This is a genomic window from Paracoccus sp. SM22M-07 (assembly GCF_001887735.1).
Taxonomy (GTDB): Bacteria; Pseudomonadota; Alphaproteobacteria; order Rhodobacterales; family Rhodobacteraceae; genus Paracoccus.
Genome location: NZ_JPKW01000013.1, coordinates 35,189 through 49,728, shown reverse-complemented (window position 1 = coordinate 49,728; position 14,540 = coordinate 35,189). Strand labels below are relative to the sequence as shown.

The 14,540-nt window shown below is 66.3% G+C and carries 12 protein-coding genes; 4 read left to right on the top strand and 8 right to left on the bottom strand.

The window, feature by feature from the left end:
* Positions 1-2 precede the first annotated feature (2 nt).
* Positions 3-1,022, bottom strand: coding sequence for a ribosome small subunit-dependent GTPase A (rsgA, locus tag IE00_RS16190; protein WP_072298258.1), 1,020 nt, complete (start codon positions 1,020-1,022; stop codon positions 3-5).
* Between the two features lie 139 nt (positions 1,023-1,161).
* Here rsgA and IE00_RS16185 point away from each other — a divergent pair, with 139 nt between their 5' ends.
* Positions 1,162-2,898: a sigma-54-dependent Fis family transcriptional regulator gene (locus IE00_RS16185; protein WP_072298236.1), complete on the top strand. Its 1,737-nt coding sequence runs from the start codon at positions 1,162-1,164 to the stop codon at positions 2,896-2,898.
* 138 nt (positions 2,899-3,036) lie between these two features.
* Positions 3,037-4,836 (top strand): NAD(P)/FAD-dependent oxidoreductase, encoded by a 1,800-nt coding sequence (locus IE00_RS16180; RefSeq protein WP_072298235.1) that lies wholly within the window; start codon positions 3,037-3,039, stop codon positions 4,834-4,836.
* 4 nt (positions 4,837-4,840) lie between these two features.
* On the opposite strand, the gene IE00_RS16175 is transcribed toward IE00_RS16180, so the two are convergent.
* From IE00_RS16175 to IE00_RS16160, 4 genes are all read right to left on the bottom strand, one after another.
* Positions 4,841-5,446, bottom strand: a complete 606-nt coding sequence (locus IE00_RS16175; protein ID WP_072298234.1) for a response regulator transcription factor — start codon at positions 5,444-5,446, stop codon at positions 4,841-4,843.
* A gap of 43 nt (positions 5,447-5,489) precedes the next feature.
* Positions 5,490-8,057: an ATP-binding protein gene (locus IE00_RS16170; RefSeq protein ID WP_139291497.1), complete on the bottom strand. Its 2,568-nt coding sequence runs from the start codon at positions 8,055-8,057 to the stop codon at positions 5,490-5,492.
* Positions 8,058-8,066: 9 nt separating this feature from the next.
* Positions 8,067-8,552 (bottom strand): molybdopterin-dependent oxidoreductase, encoded by a 486-nt coding sequence (locus IE00_RS16165; RefSeq protein WP_139291496.1) that lies wholly within the window; start codon positions 8,550-8,552, stop codon positions 8,067-8,069.
* Between the two features lie 118 nt (positions 8,553-8,670).
* Positions 8,671-9,552, bottom strand: a complete 882-nt coding sequence (locus IE00_RS16160; RefSeq protein ID WP_072298232.1) for an AraC family transcriptional regulator — start codon at positions 9,550-9,552, stop codon at positions 8,671-8,673.
* Between the two features lie 120 nt (positions 9,553-9,672).
* Between IE00_RS16160 and IE00_RS16155 the strand changes: the two genes are divergently transcribed.
* Together IE00_RS16155 and aroE are read left to right on the top strand one after the other, a co-directional pair.
* Positions 9,673-11,199 carry a GMC oxidoreductase gene (locus IE00_RS16155; RefSeq protein WP_072298231.1) on the top strand — a complete coding sequence of 509 codons (1,527 nt, stop codon included), beginning with the start codon at positions 9,673-9,675 and terminating at the stop codon, positions 11,197-11,199.
* 32 nt (positions 11,200-11,231) lie between these two features.
* Positions 11,232-12,074, top strand: coding sequence for a shikimate dehydrogenase (gene aroE / locus IE00_RS16150; protein WP_072298230.1), 843 nt, complete (start codon positions 11,232-11,234; stop codon positions 12,072-12,074).
* A 10-nt stretch (positions 12,075-12,084) separates the two neighbouring features.
* On the opposite strand, the gene IE00_RS16145 is transcribed toward aroE, so the two are convergent.
* The 3 genes from IE00_RS16145 to IE00_RS16135 are packed head-to-tail and all read right to left on the bottom strand — an operon-like array spanning position 12,085 to position 14,518.
* Positions 12,085-12,987: a homocysteine S-methyltransferase family protein gene (locus tag IE00_RS16145; RefSeq protein ID WP_072298229.1), complete on the bottom strand. Its 903-nt coding sequence runs from the start codon at positions 12,985-12,987 to the stop codon at positions 12,085-12,087.
* 23 nt (positions 12,988-13,010) lie between these two features.
* Positions 13,011-13,790, bottom strand: a complete 780-nt coding sequence (locus IE00_RS16140; protein ID WP_240493945.1) for an ABC transporter permease — start codon at positions 13,788-13,790, stop codon at positions 13,011-13,013.
* The gene (locus IE00_RS16135) at positions 13,790-14,518 is read right to left on the bottom strand and encodes an ABC transporter permease (protein WP_072298227.1); all 729 of its coding nucleotides are present in this window, start codon (positions 14,516-14,518) and stop codon (positions 13,790-13,792) included. The genes IE00_RS16140 and IE00_RS16135 overlap by 1 nt, the downstream gene beginning before the upstream one ends.
* Positions 14,519-14,540 lie beyond the last annotated feature (22 nt).

Below are 14,540 nucleotides of genomic sequence, written 5' to 3'. Positions count from 1 at the left end.
TTTCAGCGGCGTTTGCCGCCGCGGGGCAGCGTGACGCGATTGTTGCGCGGTCCCGATTGAACGGGCGTGTTGGCGGTGTTTTCCTGATCCAGCTTGCGCCACCGTTCCAGCCGCTCCGCCGACAGATCGCCCGCCTTGACCGCCGCCTGCACCGCACAGCCCGGTTCATGTTCATGGGTGCAGTTGCGGAACCGGCACAGCGGCGCCAGTTCGGTGATTTCCGCGAACAGCACCTCCAGTCCCGCCGCCACGTCGCTGACATGCAGGGTCCGCATGCCCGGCGTGTCGATCACCCAGCCCCCGCCCGCGATGCCGTGCAGCGACCGCGCGGTGGTCGTATGGCGACCCTTGGCATCGCCTTCACGGATGCCGCCGGTCAGCTGCTGCTGGTCGGGGGCCTTTTCGGCCAGGGTGTTCAGCAGCGTCGATTTCCCCACGCCCGACGATCCGACCAGTGCCACCGTCTGCCCCGGCCCGGACCAGGGCAGCAGCGCATCGGTCGCATCGGGGTCCTTGGCATTGACCATCACCACCTGCAGGTCACGCTGGAGTTCCAGCGCCTGGTCGCGATAGCCTGCCGCGTCATCGGTCTTGTCGATCTTGGTCAGGACGATCACGGGGGTGGTGCCGGCTTCGTTCGCCAACGCCAGATAGCGTTCCAGCCGCGCCGCGTTGAAATCGTCGTTGCACGAGGTGACGATGAACAGCGTGTCGACATTGGCCGCGATCAGCTGGGGGCCGCGCATGTTCTCGTTCCGGCGGCGCAGAAGGGATGCCCGCTCCAGCCGCCGCACGGCCACGCGGCTGTCGGGATCGACCAGCACCCAATCGCCCACGGCGAAATCGTTGGTGGTGACATGCAGCGGCAGCTCCAGCCGGATCTGGTCCTGTCCCGTCTGCGCCGAGAGCCGCGACCGATGAACCGAGGCGATGCGCATGGGCACCAGTCCCGCATCCTCGGGGGTGATCTGTTCGGCATAGAAATCGGCCCAGCCAAGGCCGGAAAGCTGGGGAAATGTCATCTGCTGCACCTGTCCTGTCCGTCCTGAATGGGCATGCAGGGGTTCGGATGCAAGCCTTTCCTTGCGCGCGGGGCGGCCCCGCATAAGGTCTTATGGACAGCGAACGTCCTGCGTGCTGCCATCGGGTGGGGGACAGGCCATGCGCGACACCGACCACATGACCGAGATCGACCGCGTTCTGCGCGGACAGGCCACCGGGCGCGACGACGTGGTGCGCAGCAGCTGGCGGCGTTGCGTCGAAAGCTGGGGGCTGGACCCCACGCGCCCTTCGCCCGCCCATGTCGTGTCCGATGCACAGCTGCGCAGCCACCGCGAACAATCCGAACGCCTGATCGCCATCGCGCGGTCTGGCCTTGATGCGCTGTTTCGGCAGGTGGCGGGGCAAAGCTATGTCCTGCTGCTGGCCGATGCCAAGGGCGTGACGGTCGATTTCCTGGGCGATCTGCGCCAGGCGGACGATCTGCGCGGCGCGGGGCTGCATCTGGGGGCCGATTGGTCCGAACCGCTGGCCGGGACCTGCGGGGTTGGGTCCTGCATCGTGACGCAGAAGGCGGTCACCATCCACCAGACCGACCATTTCGACCTGCATCACACGCCGCTGTCCTGCACGGCGGCGCCGATCTTTGACACGTCGGGGCAATTGGCGGCGGTGCTGGACCTGTCGCTGCTGCGGTCGCCCCGTGCCAAGGCCAGCCAGGATCTGGCGATGGGGCTGGTGCGGACTTCGGCCCGGCGGGTGGAAATGGCGAACCTGATGGCCATGACCCGCCGCGATTGGGTGCTGCGGCTGTCGTCCAGCCCCGAATTCCTGGATGTCGACCCCGAGGCCGCCATCGCCCTTGACGGCAACGGGTGCATCATCGGGCTGACCCACGCGGCGCAGGCAGCCCTGAGCGGCGACGCGCCCCTGCTGGGCCAGCGGCTGGACCAGGTGGCCGAACTGTCGGTCGATGAACTTCCCGACCTGATGCGCGGCCGCCCGACCGAGGAACGCCTGATCCGCCTGCGCGACGGTCGGGCGCTGTTCGGCCACGCGATCGCCCCGCAAAGCGCGCGCCTGCCGCGGGGCCGGCCTGTCCTGCCGGGCGGGTTGTCCAGCCTTGCCGGACCGGACCCCACGATGCAGTCGGTTCTGGCGCAGGCGGCGCGCCTGTCGTGCAGCGCCGTGCCATTGCTGATCACCGGCGAAACGGGCAGCGGCAAGGAACGGCTGGCGCGCGCCATCCACATGTGCCTGCCATCGGGCACGCCCCTTCACCGCATCGACTGCGCAGGGCTGGCGGCGGATGCGCTGGTGAATGCCGACTGGCCGGACCATGGCACGCTGCTGGTGAAAAGCCCCGGCGATCTGGACCCGGCGGGGCAGGCGGCCTTGCTTCGACGGCTGGCCGACACGCGGCTGAGGGTCATTGCGGCCTCGGGCACCGATCTGGCGGCGATGGTGCGGCGGGGCGAATTCCGCGCCGACCTGTTCTTTCGAATTGCGGGGGCCGCGCTGGACATTCCGCCACTGCGGCTCAGGCAGGATCTGGATTGGCTGGTGGACCGGATGCTGCGGCGGGGCGATGGGGACGGATTGCGGCTGTCGGCGGCGGCGCGCGCCGAGCTGCGGTCGCGGCTGTGGCCGGGCAATTTGCGGGAACTGGCCATGACGCTGGATACCGCCGCCCTGCTGACCGAGGGGCGGGTCATCGACGTTCCCGACCTGCCGCCTGCGCTGCTGGACCCGCGTGCCGAACCCGAATCCGCCGAGGATCTGCACGCCGTTCTGCTGGCCTGCCACGGCAACATGGCGCAGGCCGCGCGGCGGCTGGGGGTCAACCGATCGACCGTGCTGCGGCGGATGCAGCGGGCGGGGCTGACGCCGCAACCGTGATGTTGCGCCCTGTTGCATGTGCAACAAGGCTGCGCCGCAGCGATGAATTGCCGCGATGCCGCGTGGGTTTTTCCTGTCGCGATGCCTGGCAAGGGACCAGCCTGACCCTAGGGAGACCATTTCCGATGGGAGGAAAACATGCTGGATTCATCCGTGGCAGACCGCGCACAGGCGGCCCTGACCGAATTGGGACAGGCGTTGGAGGCGGGCGATATCGACCGTGCTACCCAGCTTTTCGTGACCGACTGCTATTGGCGCGATCTGGTCAGCTTCAGCTGGAACCTGCGCACCTTCGAAAGTCGCGACCAGATCGCCGACATGCTGCGCGCGCAGCTGGATCACATCGAACCCACGGGCTGGGAGCTGGACCCCGCCGAGATCCCGTCCGAGGAGGATGGCGTCATCACCGCCTGGTTCCGGTTCGAAACCAAGGTCGGGCGCGGCTATGGCCTGATGCGACTGCGCGACGGCCGCATCTGGACCCTGCTGACCGCGCTGCAGGAACTGAAGGGCCACGAGGAGGCCAAGGGCTTTGCCCGCCCGATGGGCGCCAAACATGGTGCCGACAAGAACCGCCGCAGCTGGCGCGAGGAGCGCGAGGCCGAACAGGCCGAACTGGGCTATGACCGCCAGCCCCATACCGTGATCATCGGTGGCGGGCAGGGCGGCATTGCCCTTGGCGCGCGGCTGCGCCAGCTGGGCGTGCCCACGATCATCATCGAAAAGAACGACCGCCCCGGCGACAGCTGGCGCAAGCGCTACAAGTCTTTGTGCCTGCATGACCCGGTCTGGTACGACCATCTGCCCTATATCAAGTTTCCGGAAAACTGGCCGGTCTTTGCGCCCAAGGACAAGATCGGCGACTGGCTGGAAATGTATACCAAGGTGATGGAGCTGAACTATTGGACCCGCAGCGCCTGCACCCGCGCCAGCTTTGACGAGGCGAAGGGCGAATGGATGGTCGAGGTCGATCGCGACGGCGAAAAGGTCACGCTGCACCCCAAGGAACTGGTGCTGGCCACCGGCATGTCGGGCAAGCCGCGCATCCCCGTCTTTCCGGGGCAGGACAAGTTTCGCGGTGAACGGCAACATTCCTCGGCCCATCCCGGACCTGACGCCTATGCGGGCAGACAGGTGGTGATCGTGGGGTCCAACAATTCGGCCCATGATATCGCGGCGGCGCTGTGGGAACATGATGCCGACGTGACGATGGTGCAGCGGTCATCGACCCATATCGTCAGATCCGACAGCCTGATGGAGATCGGCCTTGGCGCGCTTTATTCCGAAGAGGCCGTGCAGAACGGCGTCAGCACCGAAAAGGCCGACCTGATCTTTGCCTCGCTGCCCTACAGGATCATGCATCAATGGCAGATCCCGCTTTACGACCAGATGAAGGAACGCGACAAGGATTTCTATGCCGGGTTGGAACAGGCGGGGTTCAAGCTGGATTTCGGCGATGACGGGTCCGGGCTGTTCATGAAATACCTGCGCCGCGGATCGGGCTATTACATCGACGTGGGCGCCAGTCAGCTGATCATCGACGGTCAGGTCAAGCTGGCGCACGGGCAGGTGACCGAAATCACCGAAACCGGGGTGCTGCTGGACACGGGGCAGGAACTGCCTGCCGACCTGATCGTCTATGCCACGGGCTTCGGGTCGATGAACGGATGGGCCGCCGACCTGATCGGTCAGGACGTGGCAGACCGCGTCGGCAAAGTCTGGGGCCTGGGGTCCGACACCACCAAGGACCCCGGCCCGTGGGAGGGTGAACAGCGCAACATGTGGAAGCCCACCCAACAGCCCGGCCTGTGGTTCCACGGTGGCAACCTGCACCAGTCGCGTCACTATTCGCTGTATCTGGCGTTGCAGCTGAAGGCCCGTCAGGTGGGGATCGCGACCCCGGTCCATGGGCTGCAGACGGTGCATCACCTGGGCTAGGGGATCAGCCCAGCTTTTCCTTGCCGATCAGGGCGGCCTGGGTGCGGTTCACCGCGCCCAGCTTGCGGCACAGCGTCTTGACATGCAGTTTGACCGTCACTTCGGCCAGCTGCAGGTCGTTGGCCATCACCTTGTTGGATTTCCCTGCGCAAAGTCCGCGCAGGACATCCGTTTCCCGCTTGGTCAGGTTGGCGATGGGGTTGTCTTCCTCCTGCTCCATGAACTCATAGGGCACGAAGACCTGCCCCGAGGCGATCAGCCGGATCGCCATGCCCAAAGAGGTCGAGGCCAGGGTCTTGGGCAGGAACCCGCGCGCCCCGGCATCAAGAGCCTGTCGCGCGACCGTGGGCGAGGCCGCCCCCGAAATGAGCGCCACGGCGGCATCGGGGGCAAGCTGCATCACGCGGTTCAGGCCCGCCAGCCCGTCCATCCCCGGCATGTCATAGTCCAGCAGGATGACGTCGAAGGGCAGGTCGACGGCCGCCTCGATCGCCTCGACGGCCAGGGGCAGAGACGCCACCCCGGTGACATCCGCGAAGCCCTGGCCCTTCAGCAGGGCGGCAATGGCTTCGCGGACAAGATCATGGTCGTCGGCAATCAAAAGGCGCATCAATCAACCTGTATAGCAGTGGCACGACCCGGGCGGGTTGCCATCAGGTCCTGATGTGAAGCTTCGTGCAATCCGTGGTTGCACGCAACAGCGAAGCGTCCTTGCGCACCGTTTCGCGCGATTGCGGCGTGCGGGCGGCCCGAAACCCGGTTTCCAGCTGCGTCAGCGCCACGCGCATGCGTTCCTGGCCGATGACGGCGGCGCTGCCGGCCATCTTGTGGGCCAGGCGGGCCAGGTCGTCGGGTTCCATGTCGGCCGGCGCCTCGGACAGGCGGGCCAGCCCGTCGTCCAGCTCACGGCGGACCCGGTCCAGAAGATCCGCGGCCGCATCCGCACCCAGCAGGGACGCAAGATCGGACGCGGGCCGGGGGCGCGACAGCGGCGCAGGGCGTGCCAGGTGGCGGTCCAGAAGCGCCTTGAGCACGACCCTGTCCAGCGGCTTGATCAGCGCGTCCTCCATCCCTGCGGCCCGGAAACGGGCCAGATCCTCGGGCGTGGCATGGGCCGTCAGCGCGATGATGGGGGTCGCGGCATTCGCACCATCGCCCGCCCGTATCCTGTCGGCCGCGTCCACGCCATTCAGGCGCGGCATGCTGATATCCATCAGGACAAGGTCGAAGGGGTGATGCTGCGCCGCCTCGACCCCGGCCATGCCATCGACGGCTTCGGTCACGACGCAGCCATAGCTTTTCAGCATCTCGCGGGCGACAAGGCGGTTGATCTCGTTATCCTCGACCAGAAGGATCCGACGGTCATCGTGGCGGCCATCGTGATGGGCCAAGGCGGTGGCAGGGGTCAGGTCCTGCGCTGCGATGCTGGCCGTTTCATCGGCGATGGCCAGGGGCAGGCGGATGGTGAAGGCGCTGCCTTCACCAAGTTCGCTGACCACGTCGATCTCGCCGTTCATGGCCGTGACCAGCCGCTTGACGATCGCAAGGCCCAATCCTGTGCCTTCGGCCTTGCGGTCAAAGAACGAACCCAATGTGACGAATTCGTCAAAGATACGGTCCAGATCCTGATCGGCGATGCCGGTGCCGGTATCGCCGACCTGCAATTCGATCAGGCCTGATCTGCCGATCCTGTCCAGCTGGACCGTGATCTGGCCGCCTTGGGTGAACTTGATGGCATTGCCGACCAGGTTGACCACGACCTGCCGGATCTTTCCGACATCACCCAAAAGCAGCCGGTCGTCCTGGCCAAAGCTTTCAAAGGTCAGCTCGTTGCCGCGCTGGCGGGCGCTGGCGCGCAACCCGTCCAGCAGATCCCGGATCGTGGCTGCGGGATCGAAGGGGGTCAGGTTCAGCTGGACTTGTTCGTTATAGGTGCGGGATGCGTCCAGCACGTCGTTCACATGATGCAGCAACAGGTCGGCGGAATGCCGCATCGCAGTCAAATAGCGGCTTTGTTCCGCGGACGGGGCGCCATGTTGCATCAGATCCAGCGTCCCCAGAATGCCGTTCAGCGGTGTGCGCATCTCGTGGTTCATGACGGCGATCATGCGCGCCTTGGCACGTTCCCCCTCCAATGCGCGGTCGCGGGCGGCGATCAGTTCGGCCTCGGTCTCGACCCGGCGCGTCACGTCGCGGACATAGGCCACGATCAGCGGCCCGTCGCGGTCGTCGTTGAAGGACACCGAAACCTCGACCGGGATCGTATGGCCGGCCTTGTGCAGGGCCCGCGACTGGGTAAGGCCACCGGCATTTTCCTCGGGCAGCGGTTCGCCCCGGCGCAGCCGGAGCAACAGGGCCTCGACGGCCGCCAATCGTTCGGGCGGGGTCAGCAGATCGCGGATATCCGCGCCGATGGCCTCGGCGCGGGTATAGCCATAGATCCGCTCGGCGGCCGAGTTGAAGTTGCGGATCGTGCCGCGATGGTCGGCGACCACGATGGCGTCGATCGAGGTTTCGAAAAGCGCGTTCAGGCGATTGCGTGCCAGGATGATGCTGTCGCGCTGGGCGATGATTGACCCGACGGTCACGAACAGGAACAGCACGCCCCCCGCCAGAACGATGAACAACAGCAGGATGATGCCCGCCAACTCGTCCAGAGTGACGACGATCGTCTGACGTCGCGCATCCGACGTCTGGGAAAAATGGGTGATGCCCTCCAGGGAAATCGTGCGCAGGTCCGGCGCCACAGCCTCGATCCGGTCCAGCAGGTCCGGCACCGCGGCACGCAGCGTGGCGTCATCGCCGTCGATCAGGGGGATCGCATCCACCAGCATCGTCTTGACGGATTGCAGCGCCGCCGCCACCGCGGGCTCCTGCCGCAGCCGGGCAAAGTTCTGCCCGAATTCGACCGTGTTGATGCGCGAATAAAGAATGTCGAAGCGGTCACGCAACGCTTCCAGATCGCCGTCCGGGTCCGCGTTCAACGCCATCACGGCATTGCGCAGGGCGAACATCTCGACCTCGGATTGGGCCAGGAACCATTGGGTGCTGTCGGAATTGGCCGTGCTGAGCGCCTGGATCTGGTCACGCATGTCGCGGCTGAAATGCAGGACGCCCACGAATGCCGTCACGATCACCAGGAAGAAGAACCCAAGCCCGATCCGGGCGCGGCGCGACCCGAAGCCATGCCGCATCAGGCGCAACCCCGACCCGCGTGCCACGGGGCGGCCCTAGTCGGCCTGCACGATCCGGTCCAGCTGCCAGATGCTGCGCGAGTAGTTGATTTCGGTCTGGTATTCCACCGACATGTCATAGGGATAGACGATCCAAAGCGGCCCCTTGTCGCGAACGGACATCGTTTCGCCATTCAGATGATAGGCGACGATGGGGGCAATGTCATCGATCTCGTCCAGCGGGATCTCGACGGCGTAATCGTTGATCGCGGTGGCCAGGATGCGCCCTTCGGTGATGCCCGCATCGGCCAGCAGGTCCGAAAGCAGCACGCCGGTGAATTCCTGCTCTCCCTCGGTCCAGAGGGTCGTGGTGACAAAACTGGTCTGCGGCAGCGCCTGCAGGGCTTCCAGATCGTATTCGCGCGAACCATCGGCGGTGGTGATGGTCATCAGCACCTCGGATGCGGCGACGGCATCCGCCATCGCGGCTTGCAGGCCGGCAAGACTGATTGCGGCAATCGCCGCCGATCGAAGCATGTTCATGGCGATGTTCCTGGCGAATCCTGAAGGGGAGACCCCGGCGTTATCTCATGGGCCGGGCGCAGGCGGCAAACCCGCAAAGGTATAACGCGCTAGCCTTTGGCATAGATGCAGGGAAACGTCATTCGGTCATGGCATGCCGGAACATGGCGCGATAACGGCTGGGGGTCGTGGACCTTGCGGCCCTGAACTGGCGGGCGAAATGGGCGGCATCGCTGAAGCCGCAATCGGTCGCGATCAGCGCCATGCTGCGATCGGTGCGGACCAGCAGCTGGCAGGCCTGCCCAAGGCGCAGCTGGTTGACATATTGGCTGATCGACATGCGGGTCGCGCGCTTGAAGACGCGTTGCAGCTGGCTTTCGGTCAGGTTGGCCCGGTCGCACAGGGGCGCCAGCCGCAGCGGTTCGCGGTAATGCAGGTGCAGCCAGTCCAGCACGCGCTGCATCCGGTCGCGGTCGCGGGGGATCTGGCTGACGACGATCTCTCCGGCGGCCAGGGGGCGCGCGTCGGGGGCGCGGGCCAGTTGCCCCAGGATCGCCAGCATCTCGATCGCGCGCTCCATGTCGGGCAGGTCCGGCATTGCCAGCATCCGGACGCGCAACCGGTCCGAGGTCGCCTGCCCGAAGGCCAGCCCCCGACGCGCCCGATCCAGCAGCGCAGCCACGGGGGCCAGTTCGGGAATCAGGTCGGTCAGGCGCATCGCCCAAGCGCCGTCGAACCAGCAGACCAGCGCCCGATGCAGGTTGCACGGACCCGGATGCCCGGCAATGACCGCGCCCGATTGCCAGGCATGGGGGACATTGGGGGCCAGCAGCACCAGATCGCCGTCACCATAGGGCTCGACGCTGTCGCCCACGAACCGCATGCCGCGGCTGTTCAGGGTCAGGGTCAGTTCGTATTCGGGGTGATAATGCCAGTTGAACGGGAATTCCGGTAATTGCCGGTCATAAAGCAGCCATGACCGATCCTGCGGGATGCCCACCTGTTCGAAAAAGGGTTGCATGATGGTTCCACCCCTTTGTCGCCCCCTGGATGCGGCAATTCTACAAGAAAAGGCGGCTCGTGGGAATGGCGCCCTCTGCCTGTGGGGCTACTGTCCATGCCGGGAAGACAGGGAGGCCGCATGGATCAGGATAATTCGCCGGATGTGATCATCATCGGGTCGGGCGTGGGCGGAGGGGCGGTGGCCCATCAGCTGGCGGGAACGGGGGCCAGTATCCTGATCCTGGAACGCGGCGATTTCCTGCCGAACGAGCCGCAGAATTCAGATCCCGACGCGGTCTTTGTCCAGGCCCGCTATCGCACCACCGATGAATGGCAGCATGCCGATGGCCGCCGCTTTCGGCCGGGGCAGTATTACCACGTGGGGGGACACACGAAATTCTATGGCACGGCGATGTTCCGGTTCCGCGACAGCGATTTTCGCGAGCAATCCTTCGCGGGGGGCGTGTCGACGGGCTGGCCCGTCACCTATGACCAGCTGCGTTCCCATTATGATATGGCCGAGCGTCTGTTCGGCGTGCGCGGCCAAGCGGGCGCCGATCCGACCGAGCCCGACCGCGACCCCTATGCCCATGCCGCCATCCCCCATGAACCCGTCATCGCCGACATGGCGGCGCGGCTGGCGGGGCTGGGGATGCATCCGTTTCCCATGCCCTCGGCGGTGGATTACGGGCCGGGTGGGACCTGCCGGCGGTGCGGCACCTGCGACGCCTTTGCCTGCCGGTGGGATGCCAAGGGCGATGCCGATACGCGGCTGATCCGTCCCCTGCTGGATCATCCCGACGTGACGCTGTGGACCGGTGCCAAGGTGACGCGATTGATCGCCGACGACCAGGATGGCCGGATCACCGAAGTCGAGCTGACGCATGGCAACACCCCCCTGCGGATATCGGCACCCCTGGTGGTCCTGTCGGCCGGGGCGATCAATTCGGCGCTGATCCTGCTGCGCTCGGCCTCTCAGGCGATGCCGCAGGGCCTGGCGAACCGGTCGGGCGTGGTCGGGCGTTACCTGATGAACCACCACCTGACCGGGCTGATGGGTCTGCGACCCTTTGCCACGAACCCGACACGCTTTCCCAAGACGTTGTCGATGAACGATTTCTATCACGGGCTGCCGGATGATCCGGATGCCCGCGGCAATGTGCAGATGCTGGGCAACATCAATGGCCCGATGATCCGGTCCACCTATCCGCAGATGCCGCGCGCCATGGCCGATTGGCTGGGCCGGCACAGCGTCGACTGGCTGTGCATGTCCGAGGACCTGCCCGATCGCGACAGCCGCGTGCGCCTGTTGCCCGATGACCGGGTCCAGATCGAATATGCCCCCGGCGGGCGCGCGGGTCATGACCGCTTCGTGCGCCATATCCGCAGCCAGTTGCGCCGCGCGGGTTTTCCGGTGGTCCTGCGCCACAGCTTCGGGATCGAGGCACCGTCGCATCAATGCGGCACCGTGCGGATGGGGGATGACCCTGCGACCTCGGCGCTGGATCATCTGTGCCGGGCGCATGACCACCCGAACCTCTATGTGGTGGATGGCGGATTCATGCCCTCCAGCGCCGCGTTGAACCCCGCCCTGACCATCGCGGCGCAGGCGCTGCGCGTGGGCGACCATCTGCGCGGGCAGTGGCGCCAGCTGGCCGCCGCCTGACCCCGTGCCCACCCCGCTGACAAGGAGATGACATGAATTTTCTTCTGCCGCTGACCGGTTCCTTTGCCAAACCCGCCGCCGAAAATCCCACCGTCGCCATGATCGAGGCCGCCTATCGCGCCATGGGGCTGGATTGGCGTTACCTGAACTGCCAGGTCGATCCGGCGGATCTGGGCGATGCGGTGCGCGGCGCGCGGGCCATGGGGTGGCGTGGCTTCAACTGTTCCATCCCCCACAAGGTCGCCGTGATCCCGCATCTGGACGAATTGGGAACCTCGGCCCGGATCATCGGGGCGGTGAACACGGTCGTGCGCGACGGGGATCGGCTGATCGGGGAAAACACCGACGGGCGCGGCTTCGTCAAGGCGCTGCAGCAGGTCTGCGACCCAAGGGGCAAGACAGTCGTGCTGTTCGGGGCAGGGGGCGCCGCCCGCGCCGTCGGCGTCGAGATGGCGCTGGCCGGCGCGGCGCGGATCACCGTCGTCAACCGCAGCCGGGATCGCGGACAGGCGTTGGTCGACCTGCTGAACAACCAGACTGGTGCCAAGGCCGATTATGCGCCATGGCAGGGCAGCTTCCGCATTCCCCATGGCACGGACATCGTGATCCACGCGACCTCGGTCGGGCTTTATCCCGATGTCGACGCCATGCCCGATATCGACCTGGACAGCATCACGTCCGACATGGTCGTGGCCGACGGCATCCACAACCCGCCGCTGACGCGTCTTTTGAAGGCCGCGCAGGACAAGGGATGCAAGACCGCCGACGGGTTGGGGATGCTGGTCCAGCAGGGTGTCATCGGCATCCGCTACTGGACCGGCAAGGATGCCGATCCGGCGGTGATGCGACAGGCGCTGCTGGACCTGGGGTTGTAAGCGCGGCGGGTCAGGCCTGACGGTCCAGATGCGATTTCAGCGCGGCGATATGGGGGGCGTCGATGCCGCAGCATCCCCCGATGATCGTCGCGCCCGCCGCCAGCCAGCGATCGACCCAGGCACCATAGCCCTGGGGGTCCAGATCCTTGCGGATCGCGGACAGGACCTCGTTCGCGGCGCCTTCGTCTTCGGCGGTGAAGGCATTGGCATAGACGCCGACGGGAATGTCGCGGCCGCTGCGTTCGACGACCTGCAGGGCCTGGCGGATGGCAGGCTCCATCGCCTCGGGCATGGAACAGTTGAACAGGACCGCCTGCGCACCGGCGTCGATGGCTGCCTGGACGGCGTCGGCCACCGGCTCGCCCGACCGCAAAACCGGGCTGTCCAGCTGATCGGGCAGCTCGTCGCGCAGGGTATAGGAAATCCACAGCGGCAGGCCCGTGCTTTCGATGGCCTTGGCGGCGGCGCGCGCCTCGGCGATGCAGCTGAGCGTTTCGCCCAGCCACAGGTCGACATGCGGTGTCAGGTTCTCGGCCAGCACCGACAGCACCGCCTGCGATGTAGCGGCGTCGAAATTCTCAGGCTCATAGGACCCGCCGACGGGCGGCAGGCAACCGGCGACGCGAACGTCGCGTCCGGTATCCGCCGCCGTCCGCGCCAGCTGGCCCGACCGTTCCGCCAGCATCGCGCCGTCGCGGTCAAAGCGGTCCTGGCCCAGGTGATAGGGCACCACGGCATAGCTGGCGGTGGTGACGACCTGCGCGCCCGCCGCGACGAAATTTTCATGGGCCTGCCGGACCTTGTCGGGTTCGTTCATCAGGGCCAGCCCCGACCATTCGGGTTGGCGCAGCGTCGCGCCGCAGCGTTCCAGTTCGCGGCTGAGGCCGCCGTCAAGCAGGGTGATCTTGGCCAAGGGAAGGCTCCGTTCGTTCGTGTTCAGCGCCCCGTCGGGACACGGTTTTCCAGCCAGCGCAGCCCCAGGATCAGGATGCCGCTGAGGCAGAGATAGACCGCCACCAGCAGCAGCAGGGGTTCATAGGTCAAAAGCGTGGTCTGCCGGATGCGGGTGATCACCGCGTAGAGGTCGGTGACCGTGATCGTCGCCAGAAGGGGCGTGGATTTCAGCTGCAGGATGATCTCGCCCGTCAGGGTCGGCAGGGCGCGATGCAGGGCGCGCGGGAACCAGACGCGGCGAAAGACCAGCCATGGCGACATGCCCATGGCGCGCGCGGCCTCCAATTCGCCATGCGGCACGCCGGTGAAGGCGCCGCGCATCACCTCGCCCTGATAGGCGGCGAAGGACAGGGTCAGCGCCAGGAACCCATAGGGCCAGGCCTGCCGCAGATAGGGCCAGGCCCAGGAGTCGCGGATTTCGGGAAACTGCGCGAAAAGCGCGCCCAGCCCGAAATAGAACAACCACAGCTGCAGCAGCAGCGGCGTGCCCCGGATCAGCGTGCAAAAGCCAAGCGACAGCCAGCGCAACGGGCGCGGTCCCATCACCTGGAACAGTGCCAGCGGCAGCGCCAGCACGAACCCCGCCGCCACGCTGGCCGCCAGCATCGCCAGCGTCATCAGCAACCCGTCCCACAGGCGCGGCAGGTTTTCGGGCAGCCAGTCCCATTGCATGGTCAGCGCCATGGCGACCAGCCCGGCCAGCGCCAGCGCGGCCATGACCAGGCGGTGCGGCATCAACATCTGGATCATGATATTGCGCATCATCGGGCCTGATGGGCGGCGATCAACCCGCGGCGGGCGCGGACCTCGTATCGGCGCAGGATCACGTTCGAGACCAGCGTCAGCATCAGGTAAAGCGCCCCCGCCGACAGGAAGAACAGGAAATAGGCCCGGGTCGAGGAGGCCGCCTGGCGCGTCACCTGCGTCAATTCGCTGAAGCCGATCACGGCCAGTAGGGCGGTGTCCTTGGTGGCGATCATCCACAGGTTGGCCATGCCGGGGATGGCATGGGGCGTCATGGCGGGCAGCGTGACGCGGCGCATGACCTTCAGGGGCGACATGCCGAAGGCCTGGGCTGCCTCGATCTGGCCATGGGGGACGGCGCGGATGGCGCCGCGGATCACCTCGGTCGCGTAGCCGCCCTGGACCAGCCCGATGACCAGGATGCCCGCCGCCAGCCCGTCCACCTCGATGCCCTGAAAGCTCATGCCCTGCGCCGCGCGGTTCAGAAGGTCGGTGCCGACGTAATAGAACAGCAGCATCAGCACCAGTTCGGGAACGGCGCGGATGACGGTGGTATAGACCTGCGCCAGATCGCGCATCACCAGCCCGCCATAGAGCTTCGCGCTGGCGCCCAGGATGCCGATGACGATGCCCATGGCATAGCCCCCCGCCGCCAGCTGGATCGACCGCCAGAAACCCTGCAGCAGCGCGCCGCCCCATCCGGGGGCGTCCAGCGCCAGCAGGCTGAAATCGATCGACTGGAACATGAGGCGGGGGTCCTTTCGCAGG

Coding starts and splice junctions, on each gene's coding strand:
- IE00_RS16140 (WP_240493945.1), bottom strand. CDS start 13,790: ATGCGCAATATCATGATCCAGATGTTGATGCCGCACCGCCTGGTCATG.
- aroE (WP_072298230.1), top strand. CDS start 11,232: ATGAATTTTCTTCTGCCGCTGACCGGTTCCTTTGCCAAACCCGCCGCC.
- IE00_RS16180 (WP_072298235.1), top strand. CDS start 3,037: ATGCTGGATTCATCCGTGGCAGACCGCGCACAGGCGGCCCTGACCGAA.
- IE00_RS16155 (WP_072298231.1), top strand. CDS start 9,673: ATGGATCAGGATAATTCGCCGGATGTGATCATCATCGGGTCGGGCGTG.
- IE00_RS16175 (WP_072298234.1), bottom strand. CDS start 5,446: ATGCGCCTTTTGATTGCCGACGACCATGATCTTGTCCGCGAAGCCATT.
- IE00_RS16165 (WP_139291496.1), bottom strand. CDS start 8,552: ATGAACATGCTTCGATCGGCGGCGATTGCCGCAATCAGTCTTGCCGGC.
- IE00_RS16160 (WP_072298232.1), bottom strand. CDS start 9,552: ATGCAACCCTTTTTCGAACAGGTGGGCATCCCGCAGGATCGGTCATGG.
- IE00_RS16185 (WP_072298236.1), top strand. CDS start 1,162: ATGCGCGACACCGACCACATGACCGAGATCGACCGCGTTCTGCGCGGA.
- rsgA (WP_072298258.1), bottom strand. CDS start 1,022: ATGACATTTCCCCAGCTTTCCGGCCTTGGCTGGGCCGATTTCTATGCC.
- IE00_RS16135 (WP_072298227.1), bottom strand. CDS start 14,518: ATGTTCCAGTCGATCGATTTCAGCCTGCTGGCGCTGGACGCCCCCGGA.